The 19,166-nt window shown below is 67.5% G+C and carries 17 protein-coding genes; 13 read left to right on the top strand and 4 right to left on the bottom strand.

What is annotated here, in order from left to right; all coding sequences use genetic code 11:
* Window positions 1–20 precede the first annotated feature (20 nt).
* From pglZ to ACMCNN_RS19805, 7 genes are all read left to right on the top strand, one after another.
* Window positions 21–2,711: a BREX-2 system phosphatase PglZ gene (pglZ, locus tag ACMCNN_RS19775; protein WP_412747213.1), complete on the top strand. Its 2,691-nt coding sequence runs from the start codon at window positions 21–23 to the stop codon at window positions 2,709–2,711.
* A complete protein-coding gene (gene brxD / locus ACMCNN_RS19780; protein ID WP_412742003.1) occupies window positions 2,708–4,024 on the top strand; it encodes a BREX system ATP-binding protein BrxD in 1,317 nt (438 codons plus the stop codon). The genes pglZ and brxD overlap by 4 nt, the downstream gene beginning before the upstream one ends.
* On the top strand, window positions 4,021–6,204 hold the full coding sequence (locus ACMCNN_RS19785) for a DEAD/DEAH box helicase (protein ID WP_412742004.1): 2,184 nt from the start codon (window positions 4,021–4,023) through the stop codon (window positions 6,202–6,204). The genes brxD and ACMCNN_RS19785 overlap by 4 nt, the downstream gene beginning before the upstream one ends.
* A 260-nt stretch (window positions 6,205–6,464) precedes the next feature.
* The gene (locus ACMCNN_RS19790) at window positions 6,465–10,628 is read left to right on the top strand and encodes an AAA domain-containing protein (protein ID WP_412742005.1); all 4,164 of its coding nucleotides are present in this window, start codon (window positions 6,465–6,467) and stop codon (window positions 10,626–10,628) included.
* A gap of 52 nt (window positions 10,629–10,680) precedes the next feature.
* Window positions 10,681–11,397: a hypothetical protein gene (locus tag ACMCNN_RS19795; protein WP_412742006.1), complete on the top strand. Its 717-nt coding sequence runs from the start codon at window positions 10,681–10,683 to the stop codon at window positions 11,395–11,397.
* A gap of 521 nt (window positions 11,398–11,918) precedes the next feature.
* Window positions 11,919–12,155 carry a hypothetical protein gene (locus ACMCNN_RS19800; RefSeq protein WP_412742007.1) on the top strand — a complete coding sequence of 79 codons (237 nt, stop codon included), beginning with the start codon at window positions 11,919–11,921 and terminating at the stop codon, window positions 12,153–12,155.
* An 8-nt stretch (window positions 12,156–12,163) separates the two neighbouring features.
* Entirely contained in the window at window positions 12,164–12,406 is a 243-nt protein-coding gene (locus tag ACMCNN_RS19805; RefSeq protein WP_412742008.1) for a hypothetical protein, read from the top strand.
* Window positions 12,407–12,436: 30 nt separating this feature from the next.
* On the opposite strand, the gene ACMCNN_RS19810 is transcribed toward ACMCNN_RS19805, so the two are convergent.
* Window positions 12,437–13,174 (bottom strand): XRE family transcriptional regulator, encoded by a 738-nt coding sequence (locus ACMCNN_RS19810; protein WP_412742009.1) that lies wholly within the window; start codon window positions 13,172–13,174, stop codon window positions 12,437–12,439.
* Window positions 13,175–13,311: 137 nt separating this feature from the next.
* Here ACMCNN_RS19810 and ACMCNN_RS19815 point away from each other — a divergent pair, with 137 nt between their 5' ends.
* Window positions 13,312–13,542: a hypothetical protein gene (locus ACMCNN_RS19815; protein WP_412742010.1), complete on the top strand. Its 231-nt coding sequence runs from the start codon at window positions 13,312–13,314 to the stop codon at window positions 13,540–13,542.
* Between the two features lie 62 nt (window positions 13,543–13,604).
* Entirely contained in the window at window positions 13,605–14,153 is a 549-nt protein-coding gene (locus ACMCNN_RS19820; RefSeq protein WP_412742011.1) for an HD domain-containing protein, read from the top strand.
* On the opposite strand, the gene ACMCNN_RS19825 is transcribed toward ACMCNN_RS19820, so the two are convergent.
* From ACMCNN_RS19825 to ACMCNN_RS19835, 3 genes are read right to left on the bottom strand one after another with little or no spacing between them, the layout of a single operon-like run.
* Window positions 14,120–14,605, bottom strand: a complete 486-nt coding sequence (locus tag ACMCNN_RS19825) for a hypothetical protein (RefSeq protein ID WP_412742012.1) — start codon at window positions 14,603–14,605, stop codon at window positions 14,120–14,122. The genes ACMCNN_RS19820 and ACMCNN_RS19825 overlap by 34 nt on opposite strands.
* Window positions 14,598–15,074, bottom strand: coding sequence for an NUDIX domain-containing protein (locus ACMCNN_RS19830; protein ID WP_412742013.1), 477 nt, complete (start codon window positions 15,072–15,074; stop codon window positions 14,598–14,600). Before ACMCNN_RS19830 ends, ACMCNN_RS19825 begins: the two co-directional genes overlap by 8 nt.
* Before the next feature lie 6 nt (window positions 15,075–15,080).
* Window positions 15,081–15,788 carry a helix-turn-helix domain-containing protein gene (locus tag ACMCNN_RS19835; protein ID WP_412742014.1) on the bottom strand — a complete coding sequence of 236 codons (708 nt, stop codon included), beginning with the start codon at window positions 15,786–15,788 and terminating at the stop codon, window positions 15,081–15,083.
* 386 nt (window positions 15,789–16,174) lie between these two features.
* Here ACMCNN_RS19835 and ACMCNN_RS19840 point away from each other — a divergent pair, with 386 nt between their 5' ends.
* From ACMCNN_RS19840 to ACMCNN_RS19855, 4 genes are read left to right on the top strand one after another with little or no spacing between them, the layout of a single operon-like run.
* Window positions 16,175–16,369 (top strand): hypothetical protein, encoded by a 195-nt coding sequence (locus ACMCNN_RS19840; protein WP_412742015.1) that lies wholly within the window; start codon window positions 16,175–16,177, stop codon window positions 16,367–16,369.
* A 1-nt stretch (window position 16,370) separates the two neighbouring features.
* On the top strand, window positions 16,371–17,060 hold the full coding sequence (locus tag ACMCNN_RS19845; protein ID WP_412742016.1) for a DUF2637 domain-containing protein: 690 nt from the start codon (window positions 16,371–16,373) through the stop codon (window positions 17,058–17,060).
* Complete coding sequence (locus tag ACMCNN_RS19850; RefSeq protein WP_412742017.1) at window positions 17,057–17,377, top strand: hypothetical protein; 321 nt, start codon at window positions 17,057–17,059, stop codon at window positions 17,375–17,377. The genes ACMCNN_RS19845 and ACMCNN_RS19850 overlap by 4 nt, the downstream gene beginning before the upstream one ends.
* The gene (locus ACMCNN_RS19855; RefSeq protein ID WP_412742018.1) at window positions 17,374–19,113 is read left to right on the top strand and encodes an FtsK/SpoIIIE domain-containing protein; all 1,740 of its coding nucleotides are present in this window, start codon (window positions 17,374–17,376) and stop codon (window positions 19,111–19,113) included. Before ACMCNN_RS19850 ends, ACMCNN_RS19855 begins: the two co-directional genes overlap by 4 nt.
* Window positions 19,114–19,166: the final 53 nt, after the last annotated feature.

The following is a 19,166-nucleotide window of genomic DNA, read 5'->3' on the forward strand; positions in this document are numbered from 1 at the left end:
CGGCCTCCATCCGGCGCAAGGTGGAGGACTGGCTCGCTGAGGACGACGGCACCCCAGCGATCGCGCTTCGCGCACGCCCGGAATGGCCCGCCGAGGACACGGTACTGCCGATCGCCTCCGCCACGGTGCGGGTGGTCCCCTGCCCGACCCCGCTAGCCGCCCGCGCGGCCCTGCACGAGCGCACCGACGCCGAACGGCTTGTGTTGCTGACCGAGCTGACCGACGCCGAACTGGGCGACGGCCTGCTCGCTCACCTGAGCCGGCAGACCGTCCGTACCGTCGACCCGTGGGAGGTCGCCGCGCACCTGTTCGGCGCGCAGGACGTGGATCCGACCCTGGTCCGGATGGGCCGCTGGGTGGCAAACGCGCTCACGGACTTCGCCCCGACAGCCGGCTGGCCCGCAACCACCGGCACGGTGCTCACCCGCGAACACGCCCTGCGCTGCCTGGCTGCCGAGCTGCTCGGCATCGGCCGGGATCAGATCGACAGTGCCGGCCTGGTCCAATGGAGCACGGATGCCACCGCGGTCCTGCGGTTGAATAAGGTGTCCGCCGAGATCATCGACGGGCTCACCGGCTTCCTCACCGAGGTCGCCGGCGCGGCTGCCCGGCCTGTTTTGACCGCCGCTCGCGCCGGCCACGGTGTGGACGCCGTGCCGCTGGGTCTGCTGGCCGGGATGTTGTGGCCGACGCCGACGGGCGGTCCCCGGGCCACTGAGATCGCCGTCGCCCAGGCAAGGTTGGAGCCCCGTTTCGGCGGCGTCCGGATCTCCGACGCCGAAGCGACCGCCTTCTCGGCGGCCGCGGAGGCGTGGGTCGATCGCGTCTTCGGCTCCGGTGACCCGCAGGACCGAGCGGACGGTCACCGGATGCTCACCCGCGCCGAGGCTATCGCTGCCGAGATCGACGCCACCAGCCTGCTCAGCGCCAGCAACCTCCTCCCCGCCGGATTCCTGCAGCGCCTGCGCGACGTCGCCACCGCAGTGCGGCTCGCCGTCCCGGGGCCTGGTCCGGCCGATACCGTGGCGGTTGCCGAGGCCCAGGCCGCGGTAAACCGCCTGGCCGGGCACCGGGGTGGCGACGCGCGTCGGATGGAAACGGCCACCATGGCAGTCCGGCTGCTGCGCTGGCTCTCCACACCGGACGGCCCTCCGGCCGCGACGCTGCTCGACGCGTTGCACCGCCACGTACGCGAGGACGGATGGGTGGACCGCGCCCGGCTGGACGTCTTCGCCGGTGACCCCGATCAACAGGTCGCCGAGGCCTACCACCTGCTGCATCGCGCCGTCGACGCCCGCCGGTCGCGGCACGACCAGCGTTTCGCCGAGCTGCTGGTGGCGGCCACGGAGGCCGAGGCGGCGCCCGGCGCCATGCTGCGGGTCGAGGACGTGTTGGAGCGGGTGGTCCGGCCGATCGTGGATGCCGGGCGGCGGGTACTGCTTCTGGTCATGGATGGGATGAGCGTGGCGGCCGCCACCGAGCTGGCCGAATCGGTCACCCGATCGGGTGCCTGGTTGGAGCTGACCCCTGATGGCGGACCACGTACCGGCGTGCTCGCCGCGCTGCCAACCTTGACTGAGATCAGCCGCTGCTCGCTGTTCAGCGGGCGCATCGCCGTCGGACAGCAGCCAGCCGAACAGGCGGGCTTCCAAGCTCGCTTTCCCGGCGCTGTCCTGTTGCACAAGGCGGCGCTGCGGGCAGGCGCCGGTGCCTCCTTCGAACCGGATGTGCTTGCCGCACTCGACAACCCGAACCAGCAACTGGTCGCCGCTGTGGTCAACACCATCGACGACGCGCTCGACCGCAGCGAACCCGGAACGGCCGTGTGGGGAACGGAGAACATTCTCTCCGTACGGGATTTGCTCAGCCTCGCCCAGGACCGCGTAGTCGTCGTTCTCTCCGACCACGGTCACGTGATCGACCGCGGGCCGGAAGCCGACTTCCGGCCCAGTCCCGAGAAGAAGAACCGCTGGCGGACGGCGGAGGTGCCTACCGGCGACGGTGAGATCCTAGTCCGTGGGTCTCGGGTCGCCGCGGGTGGGGGCACGGTCGTGCTGCCCTGGCGCGAGGAGATTCGCTACGGTCCCCGCAAGGCCGGCTACCACGGAGGCGCGGCGCCGGCCGAGGCCGTCATCCCCCTGTTGCTGTTCAGTGCGGGCGAGGAGACGGCGGTTCCTGGCTGGGCTGGCGCGCCGGTGGCCGGCCCGGCGTGGTGGCGCGAGCCCACCACCTCACCGGAACCGGGCAGCGCCACGCCGCCTCGCGATGCGGCGGCCCGCGCCGACACCACCACCGCGGGCAAGCGACCGCGCAGCAAGCCAGCGCAGACCGAGGGCCTTTTCGAACTTCCGAGTCCGGCCGCGGCCTCCCCCACGCAGGCCGCGCCGCACCGTGACCCCGCGCAGTCAACGCTGGCGGATGCGCTGCTGGCCAGCGACGCCTACCGGCAACGAAGGGGCACCCGCGCACCTCTGCCTGACGAACGGGTCGCCGCCCTTGTCGGTGCGCTGCTGGCCGGTGGCGGCCGGGCCAGCCTGGACGGTCTCGCCGCAGGGGCGGGCATCCCTGCGCACCGCATCGTTGGGGTCATCACCGCTCTGCGCAAACTCCTGCAGGTCGAGGGCTATCCGGTGTTGACCATCGACCCGGACGGCCAGACTGCGAAGCTTGATGTGCCGCTGCTAATCGAACAGTTCGAGCTGCAGCCGTGAGCGCCGACATCTCCGCCCGACGGCGCCGGGACATCATCGACGCGTTGCGTCGGGGGGTCGTACCCACCAACGGGCTCGACGCGCTCGCGGTCGGCCTGGACCGCTTCGTCGCCGCCCTGGACGACGACCTGGACCGCGTGGCCGGCGGCGGCAGCGTGTTCAAGGCGGTCCGGGGCGAGTACGGCGCAGGCAAGACTTTCTTCACCCGGTGGCTTGCCGAGCGGGCTAAGCGACGGGGTTTCGCCGCGTCGGAGGTGCAGATCTCCGAACTGGAAACCCCGCTACACCGGATGGAGACCGTCTACCGCCGGCTAGTCGAGCACCTTTCGACAGAGCAGTTTCCGCCCAGCGCGCTGCGTCCTGTACTCGATGGGTGGATCTTCGCCCTCGAGGAGGATGTGCTGGCTGGTGGCGCGGTGGCCGAGCATGACGCAGAGGGTTTGGATCGTACAGTCGGTGAACTGCTGGAGCGGCGGCTCGCGGACATTTCCCGGTCCACTCCTGGCTTCGCCGCAGCGCTACGCGGCTACCGGGCCGCGAACACGGCCGGAGACCATGCCGCGGCCGATGGGTTGGCCGCCTGGCTGGGCGGGCAGCCACACGTCGCGGCCAGCGTGCGCCGGGGTGCCGGGGTGCGCGGCGACCTCGACCATTTCGGGGCGCTGAGCTTCCTGCAAGGTTTACTCACCGTGCTTCGAGATAGCGGCCATCCAGGGCTGCTACTCGTGCTCGATGAGGTCGAGACCCTACAACGGGTCCGCTCGGATGCCCGAGACAAGGCCCTGAACGCGCTGCGCCAGCTGGTCGATGAAATCTATGCCGGGCGATTTCCTGGCCTATTCCTGGTCATCACCGGGACACCGGCGTTCTTCGACGGGCCGCAGGGAACGCAGCGACTCTCGCCCTTGGCGCAGCGGCTCGCTACCCACTTCGAAGCCGACCCGCGATTCGACAATCCGCGGGCCGTCCAGCTGCGGCTGGCGGGCTTCTCCGTCGACGCGCTGGTGGAGCTCGGCATTCGGGCCCGAGACATCTACGGCAGTGATCAGGTCACCACCCGGATCGATGACGCCTACCTCCGGCAGCTGGCCAGCGCCGTGACGGGCAAGCTTGGCGGGCAAGTCGGTATCGCTCCCCGGGTGTACCTAAAGAAGCTGGTGGCCGACGTCCTCGACCGAGTCGACCAATTCGAGGACTGGGATCCCCGGCAACGGTACGAGTTGACGCTGCAAGCGGACGAGCTGACCGACGTCGAGCGCAACGCGGCCGGGGTATCTCCGGGATCTGCCGGTGATGTGGACATCTCGGTGTGAACGAGCTGTCGCCGGTGCTGGTGCACCACATCGTCAACTCGCTCGGTTGGCCGGACCTGCGGCCGTTGCAGCGAGCAGCGATCGAGCCCCTGCTCGCCGGGCAGGACGCGCTCCTGCTCGCACCCACCGCCGGTGGCAAGACCGAAGCAGCGGTGTTTCCCGTCCTGTCAAGGATGGGAGAGGAGCGCTGGACCGGCACATCCGTGCTCTACCTGTGCCCGCTGAAGGCGCTGCTGAACAACTTGCTGCCGCGGCTGGAGCGCTACGCCGACTGGCTTGGCCGACGCGTCGCCCTCTGGCACGGCGACGTGGCCGCCTCGCGTCGTCAAGCCATCCTGTCCGGGCGCCCCGACATCTTGCTGACCACGCCCGAGTCGCTGGAGTCGATGCTGGTCAGCACGAATGTCGACCACCGGCAGTTCCTCGAAGATCTGCGCGTCGTCGTGGTGGACGAGGTACATGCATTCGCGGGCGATGACCGAGGCTGGCATCTGCTCGCCGTGCTGGAACGGCTCACTCATTTCATCGGCCGGCCGCTGCAGCGGATCGGGCTGTCCGCCACCGTCGGTAACCCGGAGCAGCTGCTGACCTGGCTGCAGGGCTCCGAAGCTGGCAGCAGTCCCGCCCGGATCGTGGCTCCCGGCTTACCTCTCGCAGCACGGTTGGGTGAGACGGAGGTCGGAGAAGCTCCGTCAGAAGGGTCGTCGGATCTGGTGCTGGCCTCAGGCCCGCTGACTCCTCCTCCGGGCGACATCGAGCTCGACTACGTTGGCTCCCTGACCAATGCCGCCACGGTCATCACCGCCCTGCATGCCGGCGAGAAACGTCTCGTCTTCTGCGAATCCCGACAGACCGTCGAAGAACTCGGCCAGCTTCTCCGTGAACGCGGCATCACCACATTCCTCTCGCACGCTTCACTGTCAGCTGACGAACGCCGACGCTCCGAAGATGCCTTCGCCGAGGCGCGCGATTGCGTGATCGTGTCGACCAGCACTCTCGAACTTGGCATCGACGTCGGCGACCTTGACCGCGTCATCCAAATCGACGCACCTTCCACGGTCGCCTCGTTCCTCCAACGTCTCGGGCGCACCGGCCGACGCCCAGGAGCAACCCGAAACTGCCTATTCCTCGCCCGCAACGGAGATGCCCTCATCGAGGCGGCGGCGCTGCTCGTGCTCTGGGGGAAAGGCTGGGTGGAACCGGTCGTCGCCCCGCCCGAACCACGTCACATCGTCGCTCAGCAGATACTCGCGCTGTGCCTCCAAGAGCACCGTGTGGGAGATCAACTCTGGCGCCATTGGTGGAACGACCTGGGACCCTTCGGCAGCAGCGCCGAGCCGATCGTGCGTTTCCTTGTCCAGCAGGGCTACCTGGACAGTGACGGCGGCATGCTGTTCATCGGGCCGCAGGCCGAGAAGGCATTTGGGCGCCGGCACTTCATGGAACTGACCGCCGTGTTCACCGGGCCGCCCGAGTTCACCGTCCTGCATGGCCGCGCCGAACTCGGCAGAATCGACCCGAGCCTGCTGACCGAGGAGGTTCACGGAGATCGACGGCTGCTGCTCGGCGGACGGAGCTGGCGAGTCACGTACATCGACTGGCGGCGGCGACGCTGCTTTGTCGAACCCGCCGACGGCGGCGGCAAGGCCCGCTGGTTGCAGCAAGGCTGGGCGGGATTGAGCTTCACGCTCACCAGGGCCATGCGCGAGGTGCTGCTCGGTGCCGATCCCCCGGTACAGCTCACCGATAGGGCGAAACACCGACTAACGATTGAGCGCGAAGAACGATCGTCCCTCGTTCATCCCGGCGGGAACCTTATCGTTCGCGACCGCCAAGGCGACCTGCGGTGGTGGACCTGGGCTGGATTCCGAGCAAACGCCACACTAGCCGCTTCGCTTAGTGAGGCGGTCGACCCGGCGCAGCGCTTCGACGACCTGCAAATCAGGCTCCGCGAGAACGTCACGCCGTCGGAATGGCGCGCGATGGTGGCCGATGCCGGGCAGCGGCTGTGCCTTCCGGACGTCAGTGAGAGGGCGCTGGAAGGACTGAAGTTCAGCGCGGCCCTACCGCCTCGGCTTGCCAGCGCCACTGTCGCAGCTCGGCTCGCCGACCTGTCTGGCGCGACTGCCCTCCTGCAAGATCGCGTTCGCTTTGCCTCCCTAGTCGGCGAAGTCGATTGATATCCTCATGTGCTCGACAGCTGATTCCACCGGGATCTGGTTCACCGATGCATGGCAGTAGATAACGTGGCCTGAGCGGCCGTGAGGTCATGCAGTTCTCGACCCACCACGACCCAGTTACGCACCACATGGACCCCGGGTGGCGAGGTCGCTGATCTGCATGGCGCAGACGTCCGCGATGATCTTGCCCTTGACTTTAGGAGCGGGCAAATCCCGTTCACGATTTCCCGTGCGAAACGCTCTTGGATCCGACCTGGGACTTGATCAGCGAGATCATGCCGGCTATCCGGGACCGACCAGCCTGGTTCTGCAGCGCTCCCTATCAGGCTGGCGGTGATCTCCGCAACTTACGTCGGCGATGGCGCAGCGTGTTCGAATATGTGATGGTGACCACCTCACGAATGCCCGAAGACGCCAGGGCTGCGCCTTTCGTCTCCGACGGTCGACGGCTTGCAGTGTTGCGGGCCGCGAAGGTGTGGGCGGATCAGCTGATCGACCGTAGCGGTCGCAACGAAATGATCTTCTGCAAGGACCGCGGAAAGCTGCTCCTGGCGGATGCCGCACAGGATGCGCGTGACCGGCTCCTGCGAGCGCAGCCGGTGCGCCTCCGTGAGTTGTTTGTTGACGACGGGGGCCAGCAGGCGGCATTCAAGGCTGCGGAGCGGATCCGGAAGAGGATCAAGGAGTACGACGAGGAACGCGGTGTGCGTGTCGGCCGCCTCGTGCGCGGGTTCGCCACGTGGACCGACTCGAAGGATCGGGCGGCGCGGGCGCCGGTGCTGTTGCGGGACATCCAGATCACGAAGTCGGCGATCGGTGTCGAGGACCTGGAACTGACCGCCGACCCGGACCTCGAAATCAATCCGGTCCTGTTGAACTACCTCGCTGTCACCTTCGGCGTGAAGCTGGATCCGGAGTTGGTCGACGAACTCAACGACGCCGTCGATGACCCGGCCGGCATTGAGGACGCCCTGGACCGACTCCGCATCGAGTTCGCCCAGGTGCCGGGGTTCGGCATCGAGCCGGGAAACTTGATCGGCACCTTTCACTACGCCAAACAGGCGATGTACCAGGACCTGACCGATAACGCGGGACTCTTCGCGGCCAGCGACCTGTTCGCGGCGATAGCCGGGGACACCGACGCCGTCACGGCGCTCCGCCAGCCCGTGGGTGAGGTCACGCGAGATCAACCGGACCTCGCGCCGCCGCAGGATGAGTTCCTCGTCCTGGACGCAGACCCGTCGCAGCACTATGTCATCAACGCCGCCGTGGCAGGCCGAAACCTGGTGGTCCAAGGCCCGCCGGGCACCGGCAAGTCACAAACGATCAGCAATCTGATCAGCAGCCTCACCGCCCGGGGCAAGAAGGTCCTGTTCGTGGCGGAGAAGCGCGCCGCCATCGAGGCGGTGCTGAACCGGCTGGATCGCGTTGGCCTCGGTGGGCTCACGTTGGACCTGCACCTCACGACGGCCAACCGCGGCGCGGCGTACCAGCAGTTCCGGGATGCGATCGCCGATTCCCGGCGGGTGCCGCCGATCGATGCTCAGGCCCAACATGCGCAGTTGTCCCGCGCTCGCAAGACGATGTCGCACCATCCCCGAGTGATGCACACGCCGATGCAGCCGTGGGGAGTGTCGGTCTTCGACGCGCAGGCATCCATGTTGGGCACGCCGGAGCCCGCCCGCACCCCGGCACGAGTACCCCACCAGCACCTGCGGGCACTGCACGGCGACCTTCTGGCAGCCGCCCGCGAACGAGTGGCCCGGCTAGCCGATATCGGTGGCCTTAGGCCAGCCGACGCGCAGGGCCCGTGGGCCACCGCCAACATCAACACGAGGGAGGAGGGCACCCGGGCGCTCGACGACGTCCGCCTGCTTCGTCTAGCGCTGGCGGACCTGCGACGCGAGGCCGCCGCGCTCACCCGGGCCGCCGGCCTGCCGCAGCCGTCCACATCTGCCGAGGCGAACGCGGCGATCCAGTTGTGCGCGCGAGTAGCCGACGTGGCCGCCCGCTGGCGGCCGGAGGTGTACGAGCAGGACCTGCACCTGCTGTTGGCTGCTACCGGGAACAAGGCATTCCGCCGCCGTGTCGGCTCCTCGATGGGGTTCTGGGAGCGCCGACGGCGCTGCAAGGAAGCCGGTCGGCTACGAACCACCCCTGCCGGCGACCTTCATGCCGACCTCGCCAACGTTTTGGCCTTGTGCGGCGAGTGGCAGCAGCTCACGGGCCAGCGAGTGCCCGCCGTATCGGATCTGGGCCAAGCCCGCGCCGAGCTCGCGCACGCCACCGACCTGTTGGCCCGGTTGGTCGCCGTGATGGGCCGCGACCTGTCGCGAGTCTCGTGGGATGACGCCGCGGCGCAGCTGGCGAAACTGGCGGCCGACCCGACGGCGCCGGCCAGGGCCGTTGAAGTCAAGGAACTTCTCACCGAGCTACGCCGGGCCGGATTCGGCGAACTACTGGCCTGGTTCACCGACAACGCCGCCGACTGGGAAGCTGGCCACAGCCACGCGTGGGCGGTGGCCGCTCTCAACCACGCCTGGAACGGATCGGTACTCGACCACGCCCGAGCAAGCGATCCGCACCTGGCCACGTTCGACGGACGCCACCACACCCATGTCGCGGCCGAATTTGCCGAAGCCGACCGCGGCCACATCCAAACGACCGCCCGCCGTGTGGCCCGCATCACCGCCGAGCGGCTCACCGCCACCCGAACCCACTACCCCAACCAGGACCAGTTCCTCGACAAGGAACTCGGCCGCAAGCGCAAGCTCAAGCCGATCCGCGACCTGCTCGCCGCCGCCCCAGACGTCCTGTTGGCCGCCAAGCCGTGCTGGGCGATGTCGCCGCTCATGGTCTCCCAGATGCTGCCGCCACAACAGCTCTTCGACGTCGTCATCTTCGACGAGGCCAGCCAGGTCCAACCCGCCGAGGCGATGCCGTCACTGGCCCGCGCGAACCAAGCCGTGGTCGCGGGCGACTCCCGCCAGCTGCCACCGAGCCGCTTCTTCGAAGAACGCGACGAACTCACCGACGACAGCGACGCCGACGAAGACGACCTGCTCACCGAGGATGTCGAGTCCGTCCTCGACGCGTTCAACCGCGCCCTCGGACAATCACTCGCCCACGAGTACTACCTGGGATGGCACTACCGAAGTGCCGACCCCCGACTCATCGAGTTCTCCAACGCCCACTTCTACGACAACCGCATCACGACCTTCCCCGGCACCGCCGTCGAGCCGCCACTGACCTTCACGGAGGTCATCGGCGACAGCACCGCCGGCGGCAGCGGCACCTCCGAGCGGGCGACAGCGGCCGAAGTCGACCGCGTCGTCGACCTCATGATCGAACACGTCCAGCAGCGCTCTGACGAGTCGCTCGGCGTCATCGCGCTCAGTGCCAAGCACGCCGACCGCATCGAGGCCGCGCTCACCCAGCGACTGCGCAGCGACCCGTCACTGCAGAACTACTTCGACGAGCAACGCACCGAGCCATACTTCATCAAGAACCTCGAACGCGTCCAAGGCGACGAACGGGACGCGATCATCCTGTCCGTAGGCTTCGGCAAGGTCAACGGCCGTCTTCAACGCCGATTCGGTCCCATCAACCTCGCCGGCGGGGAACGCCGCCTCAACGTCGCCGTTACCCGAGCCAAACACCGCATGGCCGTCGTCGCCTCCTTCTCCCCCAACGACCTAGATCCGTCCAAGCTCAACACCGACGGAGCCCGCGCGCTCGCCAGCTACCTGCGATACGCCGCGAGCGGCGGCCAAGATCTCGACGGAAAGCTACGCGACACCCCCGCACTCAACCCGTTCGAAATCTCCGTCCGTGACCGACTCGTCGCCGCAGGCATCGATGTCGTATGCCAATGGGGCGTCGGCGGGTACCGCATCGACTTCGCCGCCAAACACCCCACCCAACCCGGACGCATGATCCTCGCCATCGAAGCCGACGGCGCCACCTACCACTCCGCCGAAACCGCCAGAGCCCGCGACCGACTCCGCCAAGACCACCTCGAACGACTCGGCTGGCGATTCCACCGAATCTGGTCCACCGACTGGTTCAACCACCCTCAAGCCGAACTCGACAAGGTTCGGGCCGCCTACGACGCCGCGGTCCGCGCCGCAGACGAGGCGCCATCAAACGCAAGCCACGCCGACACGCCAACGGACGCCGACGAGTCCATGGGCGCCGCAACGCGAACGCCCGAGCGAGGCCCGAGGCCACCTGTCCCGCGCGGTCTCCAAATCAGGGACTATTCCGACGCCGCACTTCTGGCGCTCGTCCAATGGATCACGTCCGACGGTGCTCTGAGAACCGAGGACGAGCTGATCCGCGAGGCATCCCGAGAGCTCGGCTTCAGCCGACTCGGAAGCCAGATCCGCGCGCGGATCGGCGCGATTGTCAAGATCGCCCGTTAGTGAGCCGTCGAAAATTGGTCTCCAGAAATGGACTTTAAGGCTGGTAACGGTAGTGGACGAGTTGAGAACCACAGTACAGCAGGGTAGGTATGAAGCCACCTTGCGGATCGGTGGGTGGAGCCCCGGGCTAACCTGGACGTTTCCTGGGCCTGACCGCCGCTATCGAGACGGGTATGCAACGATACCGCTACACGAGATTGCCGATTTTCGCCAGGCGATCGGTGAGGCCTACGAACACCTGAACGAGTTGAAGGTCAATGCGCCACCGGGGGTCGAGATCGTCAGGACGGTAAAAATAGGACTATTCATGTTCGAGTTGAGAGTCGGCAGCGAGGCCGATGGCGTCAGGCCCTTTCCGCGGGCGGAGCACTCATACCAATGTGTCGTTCGGAACCGCAAGGATTTCAAAGATTTCGATGGCCTCCTTGCGTCCGCCTTGGCGATGTCCGACACCCTAAAGGGTCTCGCGGCCGACACCGCCCCACCGCCCGCCCCCACCCTCACCAGTTCCACTGCAGCCGCCGAATCGGAGCTACCTGAGAGCGCAGCACCGTGGAGCAACTCGACGGCTGACTTGGCAACACAACATGTGAATCATCGAATATTCGGGTTCTACCCAGCATCCCTCACATGGACCTGCTGGGATTGCAGGCTTAAGGACATTGCTGGTGATGTTCTCAAGCACCGCGGACATGCCAAATTCTCCTTCAAGGCAAAGGCACTGACGTGGTCCTGCCCGGACTGCGGCAAACTGGATGTACCGTTCTGATAGTCGTTGGCGCACAGTCATGCGCTGGCATGACGGCATAGTGACTATATCGATTTCACGTCGTTCCGCACTTTGTTCCGACACTGATAAGCGGAGCCGACAACGACATTCGATCCAAAGCGCTGGCCAGTTGACTCGTACGCAGGGGGAGCCATTGTGGGACCGCCCTCGCTCTGATCGGTCATTGTCATACTCCGTTAATGCGTCAATTCTTAGACACCTATGCTAACCAGGCCGATAACCCGTCGTCTCGACCATGCCGGATCGTCGCGCCTTTGACGATGGTGATATTGAGTGACGGGTAGCCAACCGTGATCTGTTGTGGAGTCACGCCCGAACTGGTGCCCGGGACGACAAGACGTAACAGGACGTCCGTTAAGAGGCGGTCCCGTCCTAGAACATTGCGGAGAACCCTGTTGGCAGGGGCCTCGCTCACACCGGCGGCCCGCCATGCAGGGCCCCGGCCGTCCGTGACAGTCGCCTCCAGGCGGCCGGGCTGTAACCAATGAAGGGGGTGCTGGATGATCCCGAAACCGTACGAGGGCGAGGACACGTCGCTATCGGACCATTTGGCTGCCTACTACCGCCACGTTGTTGCGACGCACGCCGACGATCCGATTATCGGCGCGTGCCTGATCTGCAGGATGTTCAGATGTGAGGACTGGCGATCAGCCGCCGAGAGACTGATCTACGCCGGCAGGCTGGCGGCGCCCCTGGTCGACCTCCGGACCGCCGCTACCGAGGACGGCCCGAGGTGACCAGACTCGTGCCTGTCAAGGTCGGCGACGTCGTTCGCGTGGCCGAGGACGACTACTGTTACGGCCTCGGCTGCCTGACGCTGCGCATTACCAGGGTGCATGGTGTGGTAATCCTGGCCGATGAACCGTGGGTCGCGGTTGATGGCATTCCCTTATGGCCTCAGGGAGTCGAGGGCGAGGAACGCTTCGCCCAAATCCGCGTCGCCGCCGTCCACCACCTGCCACAGTCAGGGATTGAGCAGCAACCCTGAGCTGTGAGTTCACGGCGCTACGCACAGTGATCATCTGAGATCTGCCGGTGCCGGTTCTGATCTGGACCAGACCCGTTCGAAGGATGCCAGATAGGTCGCCACCATGCCGTCGGCGTGGAGACTCTTCAGGTGTAAGACCGGGGCATGGGCGCCGGGACGGCCAAGCACATGCGTATTGACAAGCAGCTCGTCATCGGCGCGGTAGATCGAGTTGTAGAGCACCGTGTCATGAAGGCGCAGCTGGGCGCCAGCCTCGACGATGGGATGAAACCCGACCAGCGCGGTACGAATGCGCGCGCTCATGCCTGCTCCGATCCGTTCATCGACTCCCCGTTCTGCGACGTGGACGCCGTTGGGATCGCCGAGAGCGATTCGAACTCGCACATGACCCATTGATTTCTCACGTAAGAGGGCCGACGCGACACAGTCCTCGGCGAGAAAGAGCGCGCTGTAGGCAAGGATGTTGATCTCTTTATCAGCCTGGGCGAACAGCCGTGACCACGCGTCGGTCGGCACCGCCGATCGATGGGGGTAAACGATCCGAATCTCATCGGCCTCGGTCGCCGGTTCGGCCGGTCGGGGCAGGTCGGGCCACAGGTCGTGCGATGACCAGCCGGTCAGGTCGGCCAGCGCCCCACGATGCCGGGGGTACGGCATGCGGCCATTGATCCAACGCTGCACGGTCTTCGGGTCGACACCGAGGCGCGCCGCAACGTCGACCGCGTTGATTCCTGCGCTGTGCAGCGCACGAGCAAGTGGGTGGTTCACGCAACGACTCCGATCGCTGGCGAGAACGCCATCCTAGCCAAGGAGTCCCAAGACGTCCTCACCCTGTGGTTCACATTCCGTCACATCTCGTAGAGGCTTGGGGATCATCAACAACGAGAGGGAGCGGACCAACAACGATGCCGAACGACGACCGCGCCTGGGAAGCCGCTGCTAGAACGTCTGCCGACCGCCTGGCCCTGGCGCTCGAAGATGCCGGCTTCGACGTTGGCCACGATTTTCCGGCACTTCACGACGCGATCGGCCGGCAAGGTCTCGCGGTGGTGCGCATCGGCGACGTGCAACCATCCGTGGCAGATCGGCTCGCTGCACGTCTGCGTGGCGACGTCGCTCGGGACTGCGCCGGGTAACGGAGGACGACGGCTACCAGCAGCGATCAGCGAGAGCAACGGACGTTCGTTAGTCTGCCCACGTGGATCAGGTCGAACGCGCCCGCGACCTCGCGCGCCTGTTGCTGGCAGAGTCGATCCCCCGCCGGTGGTCGCACAGTCAAGGTGTGGGCCGCAAGGCCGAGTCAGTCGCGAACCTAGTTGGCAACTACGCTTCGCCGCTGGTGTCCGCGGCCTGGCTTCACGACATAGGCTACGCGCCGGATCTCGTCGTCACCGGCATGCATCAACTCGACGGCGCCCGCTATTTGCGCGATGTTGCCGACACCGACAAGATCGTCTGCCGACTCGTTGCCAACCACTCGTGCGCGTTCATTGAGGCTCGACACCGGGGTCTGTCCGACGAACTCGCGAGTGAATTTCCGCCCGTCGAGGGCCTGTTGTCCGATGCGCTCACGTACGCAGACATGACGACCACCCCTGACGGCGAGCCGGTCGAGGTGCATAGGCGCCTTGCCGAGATCCTTGCCCGGTACGGCGAGGGCGACCTAGTTGCGGAGTCGATCCGCGAGGCAAGCCCGCTGATTATTGGATCGGTTCAGCGGGTGTCCGCGCTGGTGACAGGCGGCTGAGCGTCAGCGCGAGACAGTGACCCCTGTTCGTCGCGGCTCCAGCGCCGACCGGCGCTGTCCAGGAACTCGATCTCCACGGGTTCGGGCTCCACGTACGTCCGTAGCCAGTCCTGCGGTGCGGCTCGCTGAACGGTCCGGCCGGGCGGAACGAGACCGACGAACTCCGAGCCCGGTTCCTCCCCGTCGCGGGTCGGCATCGGCAGTTCGACCTCGTAGATCGGCATGTCGCTCGCGTTGTGGATGTGGAACGCCAGCTCACGACCGCCGTCGACCTTCCGGATGAGTTCCACCCATGCGCTGATCCGCGCCGCATGTGCTCGCCGTTCGTCGTCGGCCCGGTCGGCCTCTCGGCGGTGCTCACGCCGCAGCAGCAGAAAACCGACCAGGAACGCGCCCACAGTGCCAACGGCCGAGAAGACATCCGCGAACGCGCTGAGCCAGTCGCTATCCAAGATGTATGTCCTGCGGCGCGCTCAGGAAGTGGTCGAGCCGCATGCGCATCGATCGGTCCATTGGTAGAGCAGCGATTTCTGGTACGGGCGTCCACCGGACATCAGTGCTCTCCGAGCTGGTCTTCGGCGTACCGCCGACCGGCCGCGCAGCGAAGACGACGGAGAACTCCTGCCGCACCTCGCCGTTGCTGGTGTAGAGGATGACGTGGCGGGGATCGGTGAAGATCCCGATCAGCCCGGTTATCTCGACGTCGATCCCGGTCTCCTCGACGGTCTCGCGCACCGCCGCGTCCGGTAGAGACTCGCCGAGGTCCATCGCGCCGCCCGGAAGCGCCCAGTTGCCGTTGTCCGAACGCCGGATCAGAAGGATCTCGCCAGCGCCATTGGTGACGACCACGTTGACCGATGGCACCAGCGACGTCGCGCGCGGCGCGGCCGGGTCGTCATAGAAGTCGATGCGCCGTGTCATGGCACCTCATGTCAACGGCGTGGCGTTGTCCCACACCCGCTCGAAGCTGTCCAGGTACGTCGTAACCATGCCACCACCGGCAACCCGGCGCAGGTGAAGCACGGGAGCCTGAGCGGCGCTGAAGCTGTAAATGTGGGTGTTCACGAGGAGCTGATCGTCGGCGCGGTAGATCGAGTTGTACAGCACCGTGCGGTGCAACCGGAACTCGATACCGTCGACCTCGCGCAGCGGCCGGTACATCACGAGGGCATTTCTGATCTTTCCCGCCTGGACGTCGTCCACCCCCTCGTCGGCGCCGCGCTGCGCGACGGCCTCACTGTCCGGGTCGCCGAGAAGGATGCGGACGCGTACCCCGGCCTCGGCCTTCTGCCGGAATATGCGCCGGACGCCCGCATCCTCGGAGAGGAACAACCCGCTGTAGACCAGGACTCCAATCTCCTGCTCGGCCTGATCGAACATGTGGCGCCACACCTCGGACGGGACGGTCCAGCGGTGCGGATAGATGTTGATGATCTCGCTCTCGCTGGCGCTGGCCACCTGATCAGGGCTGAGCGCGTCGGGCCACAGGTAGACCTCGTCTACTCCGAGGTGCGCGGCGACCTGGTACCGGTGGCGCCGGTACGGCGTGCGCCCATTGATCCACCGCTCGACGCTCTTCGGGTCCACGTTGAGCGCTTCCGCCAGGCTGGACGGGGTGAGCCCTCGTTCCAACATTGCGGTGCGTAGTCGCTCGTTCGGCATCGTCTTCCCGTCAGGACGTCCCGGCAGCTTGACCACCCTAGGCCCGACGTCTCGGACACGTCCAGCCACGACCTGATCACGTCCCGTCCTCTGATCGCACTCTCAGTGGCGTCGATGCGGACCACGCATCGCCGAACCGAGAGGAGACCAGCCATGGACACCCAGCAATTTTCGAACGAGGTCCCGACCTGCCCGTGCGGCGCGCAGCTCGGATCTGGACACCCGACCCTGTGCCGCAAGTGCAGCGCCCGAGTGCGCTAGAATCGCCGGCACCAGGCCCGCGGTGGTCACAGCGGCGCGGATCGAGCGATCCGTACACGCCGCTCCCGGCGCAACCGCGACCAGGACGGCGGGGCCGCATGACGATCGCCGTCTCCGCCGTCGTCCTGCTCGGCAGCTTCGTCTACCTACTGTGGCGGTACGCCCGACTGCCGCTCTGGCAGGCCGCCATCTGCGCGGCATTCGGCTACTTCCTCGCCTCGTCGTCCATCGGCCCGGAGACCGGCAACGGGCTCCGCGCCCTGGCACGGTTCATCGCCGGACTGGAACTCTGACGTGAGCCGTTCCCCCACCGCCGGGCGACGCGACTGGTGGGTGATCGTCGGCATGAGCGTCGCCGCGATCTCCGCGGCGGTGGCGAGCTTCGCCGGCCTCCGCGGGCTGGCTCGGGTCGCCGGCTGGCCCGACCGGCTCGCCTGGCTTCTGCCGGTCACCATCGACGCGTACGCGATGACCTCGGCTCGGGTTTGGCTCGCGGGAACGCTCGGCAGCAGCCGAGCCCGGGGCTTCGCCCGAGCCAACGCGATCGGCGCCATCGCCACGAGCATCGTCGGCAACGCCGGATACCACCTCGTTGCCGCCGGCCTCGTCGCGATCTCCTGGCCGATCGTCGTCCTCGTCGGCGCCGTACCGGCCGCTGTCCTCGGACTGACCGCTCACCTGCACGCACTCGGAACCGTCACAGCGAGCGATCGCGATCCGGCACCGACCGCCGAGGACGGTCCCCAGACCCGTACCCGAGTCCGGACCCGGCGCACGAAGACCCGCACAGATGCAGACCTGCTGAACGCTGCCCGCGAGGCCGACGCCCGGCACCGCGCCGCGCACGACGGCCGCCCCATCAGCCGAGACGGACTGCGCTCGGCCCTGCGGATTGCCGGACCCAAGGCAACCGAGCTGCGACGGGTCCTCGTCGCCGAAACCGCCGACAGCACCGACCGAAGGGAGGCTTCACCCCGCCCATGACCAACGAACCGCACATCCCGCGCCCGACCGTCGACCAGGAGGCCGTTCTCACCCATCTGCATGCCGCCCGATGCCGGCCGACCCCGGTCAACATCTGGACCGCCGTCGCCGACATCCCCGTCCTGATCGCCGAAGTCAACCGCCTCGCCCGGCTGCTGAGCCGTACCCGGTGGGACTTCGCCGACCTGCTCGCCGCCGCGCGTGCCACTCTCGCCGCCCACCACGACGGCGAGCCCGATCCCCTCGCGTACCTCCGCGACGCGGTCGCTGAACACCGCGCCTGCACTATGCCGAACGAAGGCGAAACCAGCGAATGAGGGCCTACGGACGCCGGCATCGCCGGTGGAGTCGCCGCAACCCGCAACCGCTCCTACTCGTACCGAACGAGCCGCTGCTCGTCGTCGGCCTGGCCGCGATCGGGCGCGCCCTGTTCCGGTACCGGTCGGAACTCGCACCTATCACGACCGGACTGGCACTCACCGCAGCCGGACTCGCGCTGCACCGCAGCCACCCCGGCACGTGGCCGGTGGTCGCGGTCCTCACGGCCGCCGCGGCGCTGGCTGCCGGGCTGCGCGGACTGCCCTGGGGTCTCAACCGCCCCGACGAACGCGCCTACGCCGCGACCACGACCGCCGTTGTCGGCGGCTGGCTCGCCGCCGCGACAGCACTCGGACCCGACCGCACTCCCCTGCCGACCCTCCTCGTGGTCGCGACAGTCGCGCTCGGCGTCCCTTGGTGGGCACACCGGCGCCGACGCTCCCGCGTCCGGGTAGATCGCGTCATCCACGCGTGGCCGAACCTCGCGGAAGCGATCGGACTCGACGGGTCGCGGGTCATGTCAGCCGCCGTGGACACCTGGGGCTGGCGTGCTCGGATGAAGCTCCGGCCGGGGCAGAGCGTCGCGGATGTCGTGGCCCGGGTGCCGGCCATCGAGTCAGCTCTGGGGACACGGCCCGGCGCGGTCCGTGTCGAGCAGGACCCGGTGCACGCCGGCCGTTGCACGATGCGGGTCCTCGCCGTCGATCCGCACGCCGGCTCGATCCCGTGGCCAGGGCCGGCGGCTCGGTCCCTCGCCGACCCGATCGAACTCGGTGTCTTCGAGGACGCAACACCCGTCCGGGTGCCGCTACTGCGACGGCACGCGCTGATCGGCGGCACGACCGACTCAGGCAAGAGCGGCGTCCTGAACGTCGTACTTGGCAACCTCGCCGCCTGCGCCGACGTCGTCCTGTGGGGCATCGACCTCAAGGGCGGCATGGAACTTCGGCCGTGGGCGCCATGCCTCGCCCGGCTCGCGACCACCCCGGACGAAGCGACCCGACTTCTCTCCGACGCCGTCGCTGTCCTCGACGCCCGTGCCCACGCATCCGGCCGCGATAACACCCGCGTCTGGGAGCCCACGCCGGACGCACCGGCGCTGGTCATCGTCATCGACGAGTACGCCGAACTCGCCGACACGGCCTCGGCCGCCGTCACGTACGCCGAGTCGGTCGCCCGGCGCGGCCGGGCGGTCGCCGTCGACCTGCTCGCCGCCACACAACGCCCGACGCAGAAGGCCATGGGAGGCGGGGCGCTGCGCTCCCAGATGAGCGTCCGGGTATGCCTGCGAGTCCGGGAGCGGCGCGACGTTGATCTGATCCTGGACAACGGCATGCTCGCCGCCGGCTGGCACGCGCACACGCTCGACGCACCCGGCAAGTTCTACGTCCTCGCCGACGGTCACAACCAGCCACGCCGCGCCCGCGCCTACCTCGTCACCGACGAGAACGTGCGGGAAACGGCCGCCCGGTACATCGACCAGCGGCCCGACCTTGACCCGCTGTCCCGAGCCGCGATCGACCATCAGCCGCACGCCCTCGAACTGCCGAAGGTCGCCGACGACCCGGAACTGGCGCTCCTGAAAGCGCTCGACGAGGCGCCGGACGACGGACTCACGATCAGGGAACTGATCGACGCGACCGGCATGCGCCGCACCTGGATCTACGACCGGCTCCAAGCGCTCGCCGCCACCGGGCGCGCTCGCCAGGTGGCCCGAGGACGCTGGCGCGCCTGACCGATCGTCCGCGCGGACGTCCGTCCGCTCGCGCGCGTCTGCGCAGATCAACG

Origin of the sequence: Krasilnikovia sp. MM14-A1004, from assembly GCF_047159485.1 — a bacterium.
Lineage (GTDB): Bacteria > Actinomycetota > Actinomycetes > Mycobacteriales > Micromonosporaceae > Actinoplanes.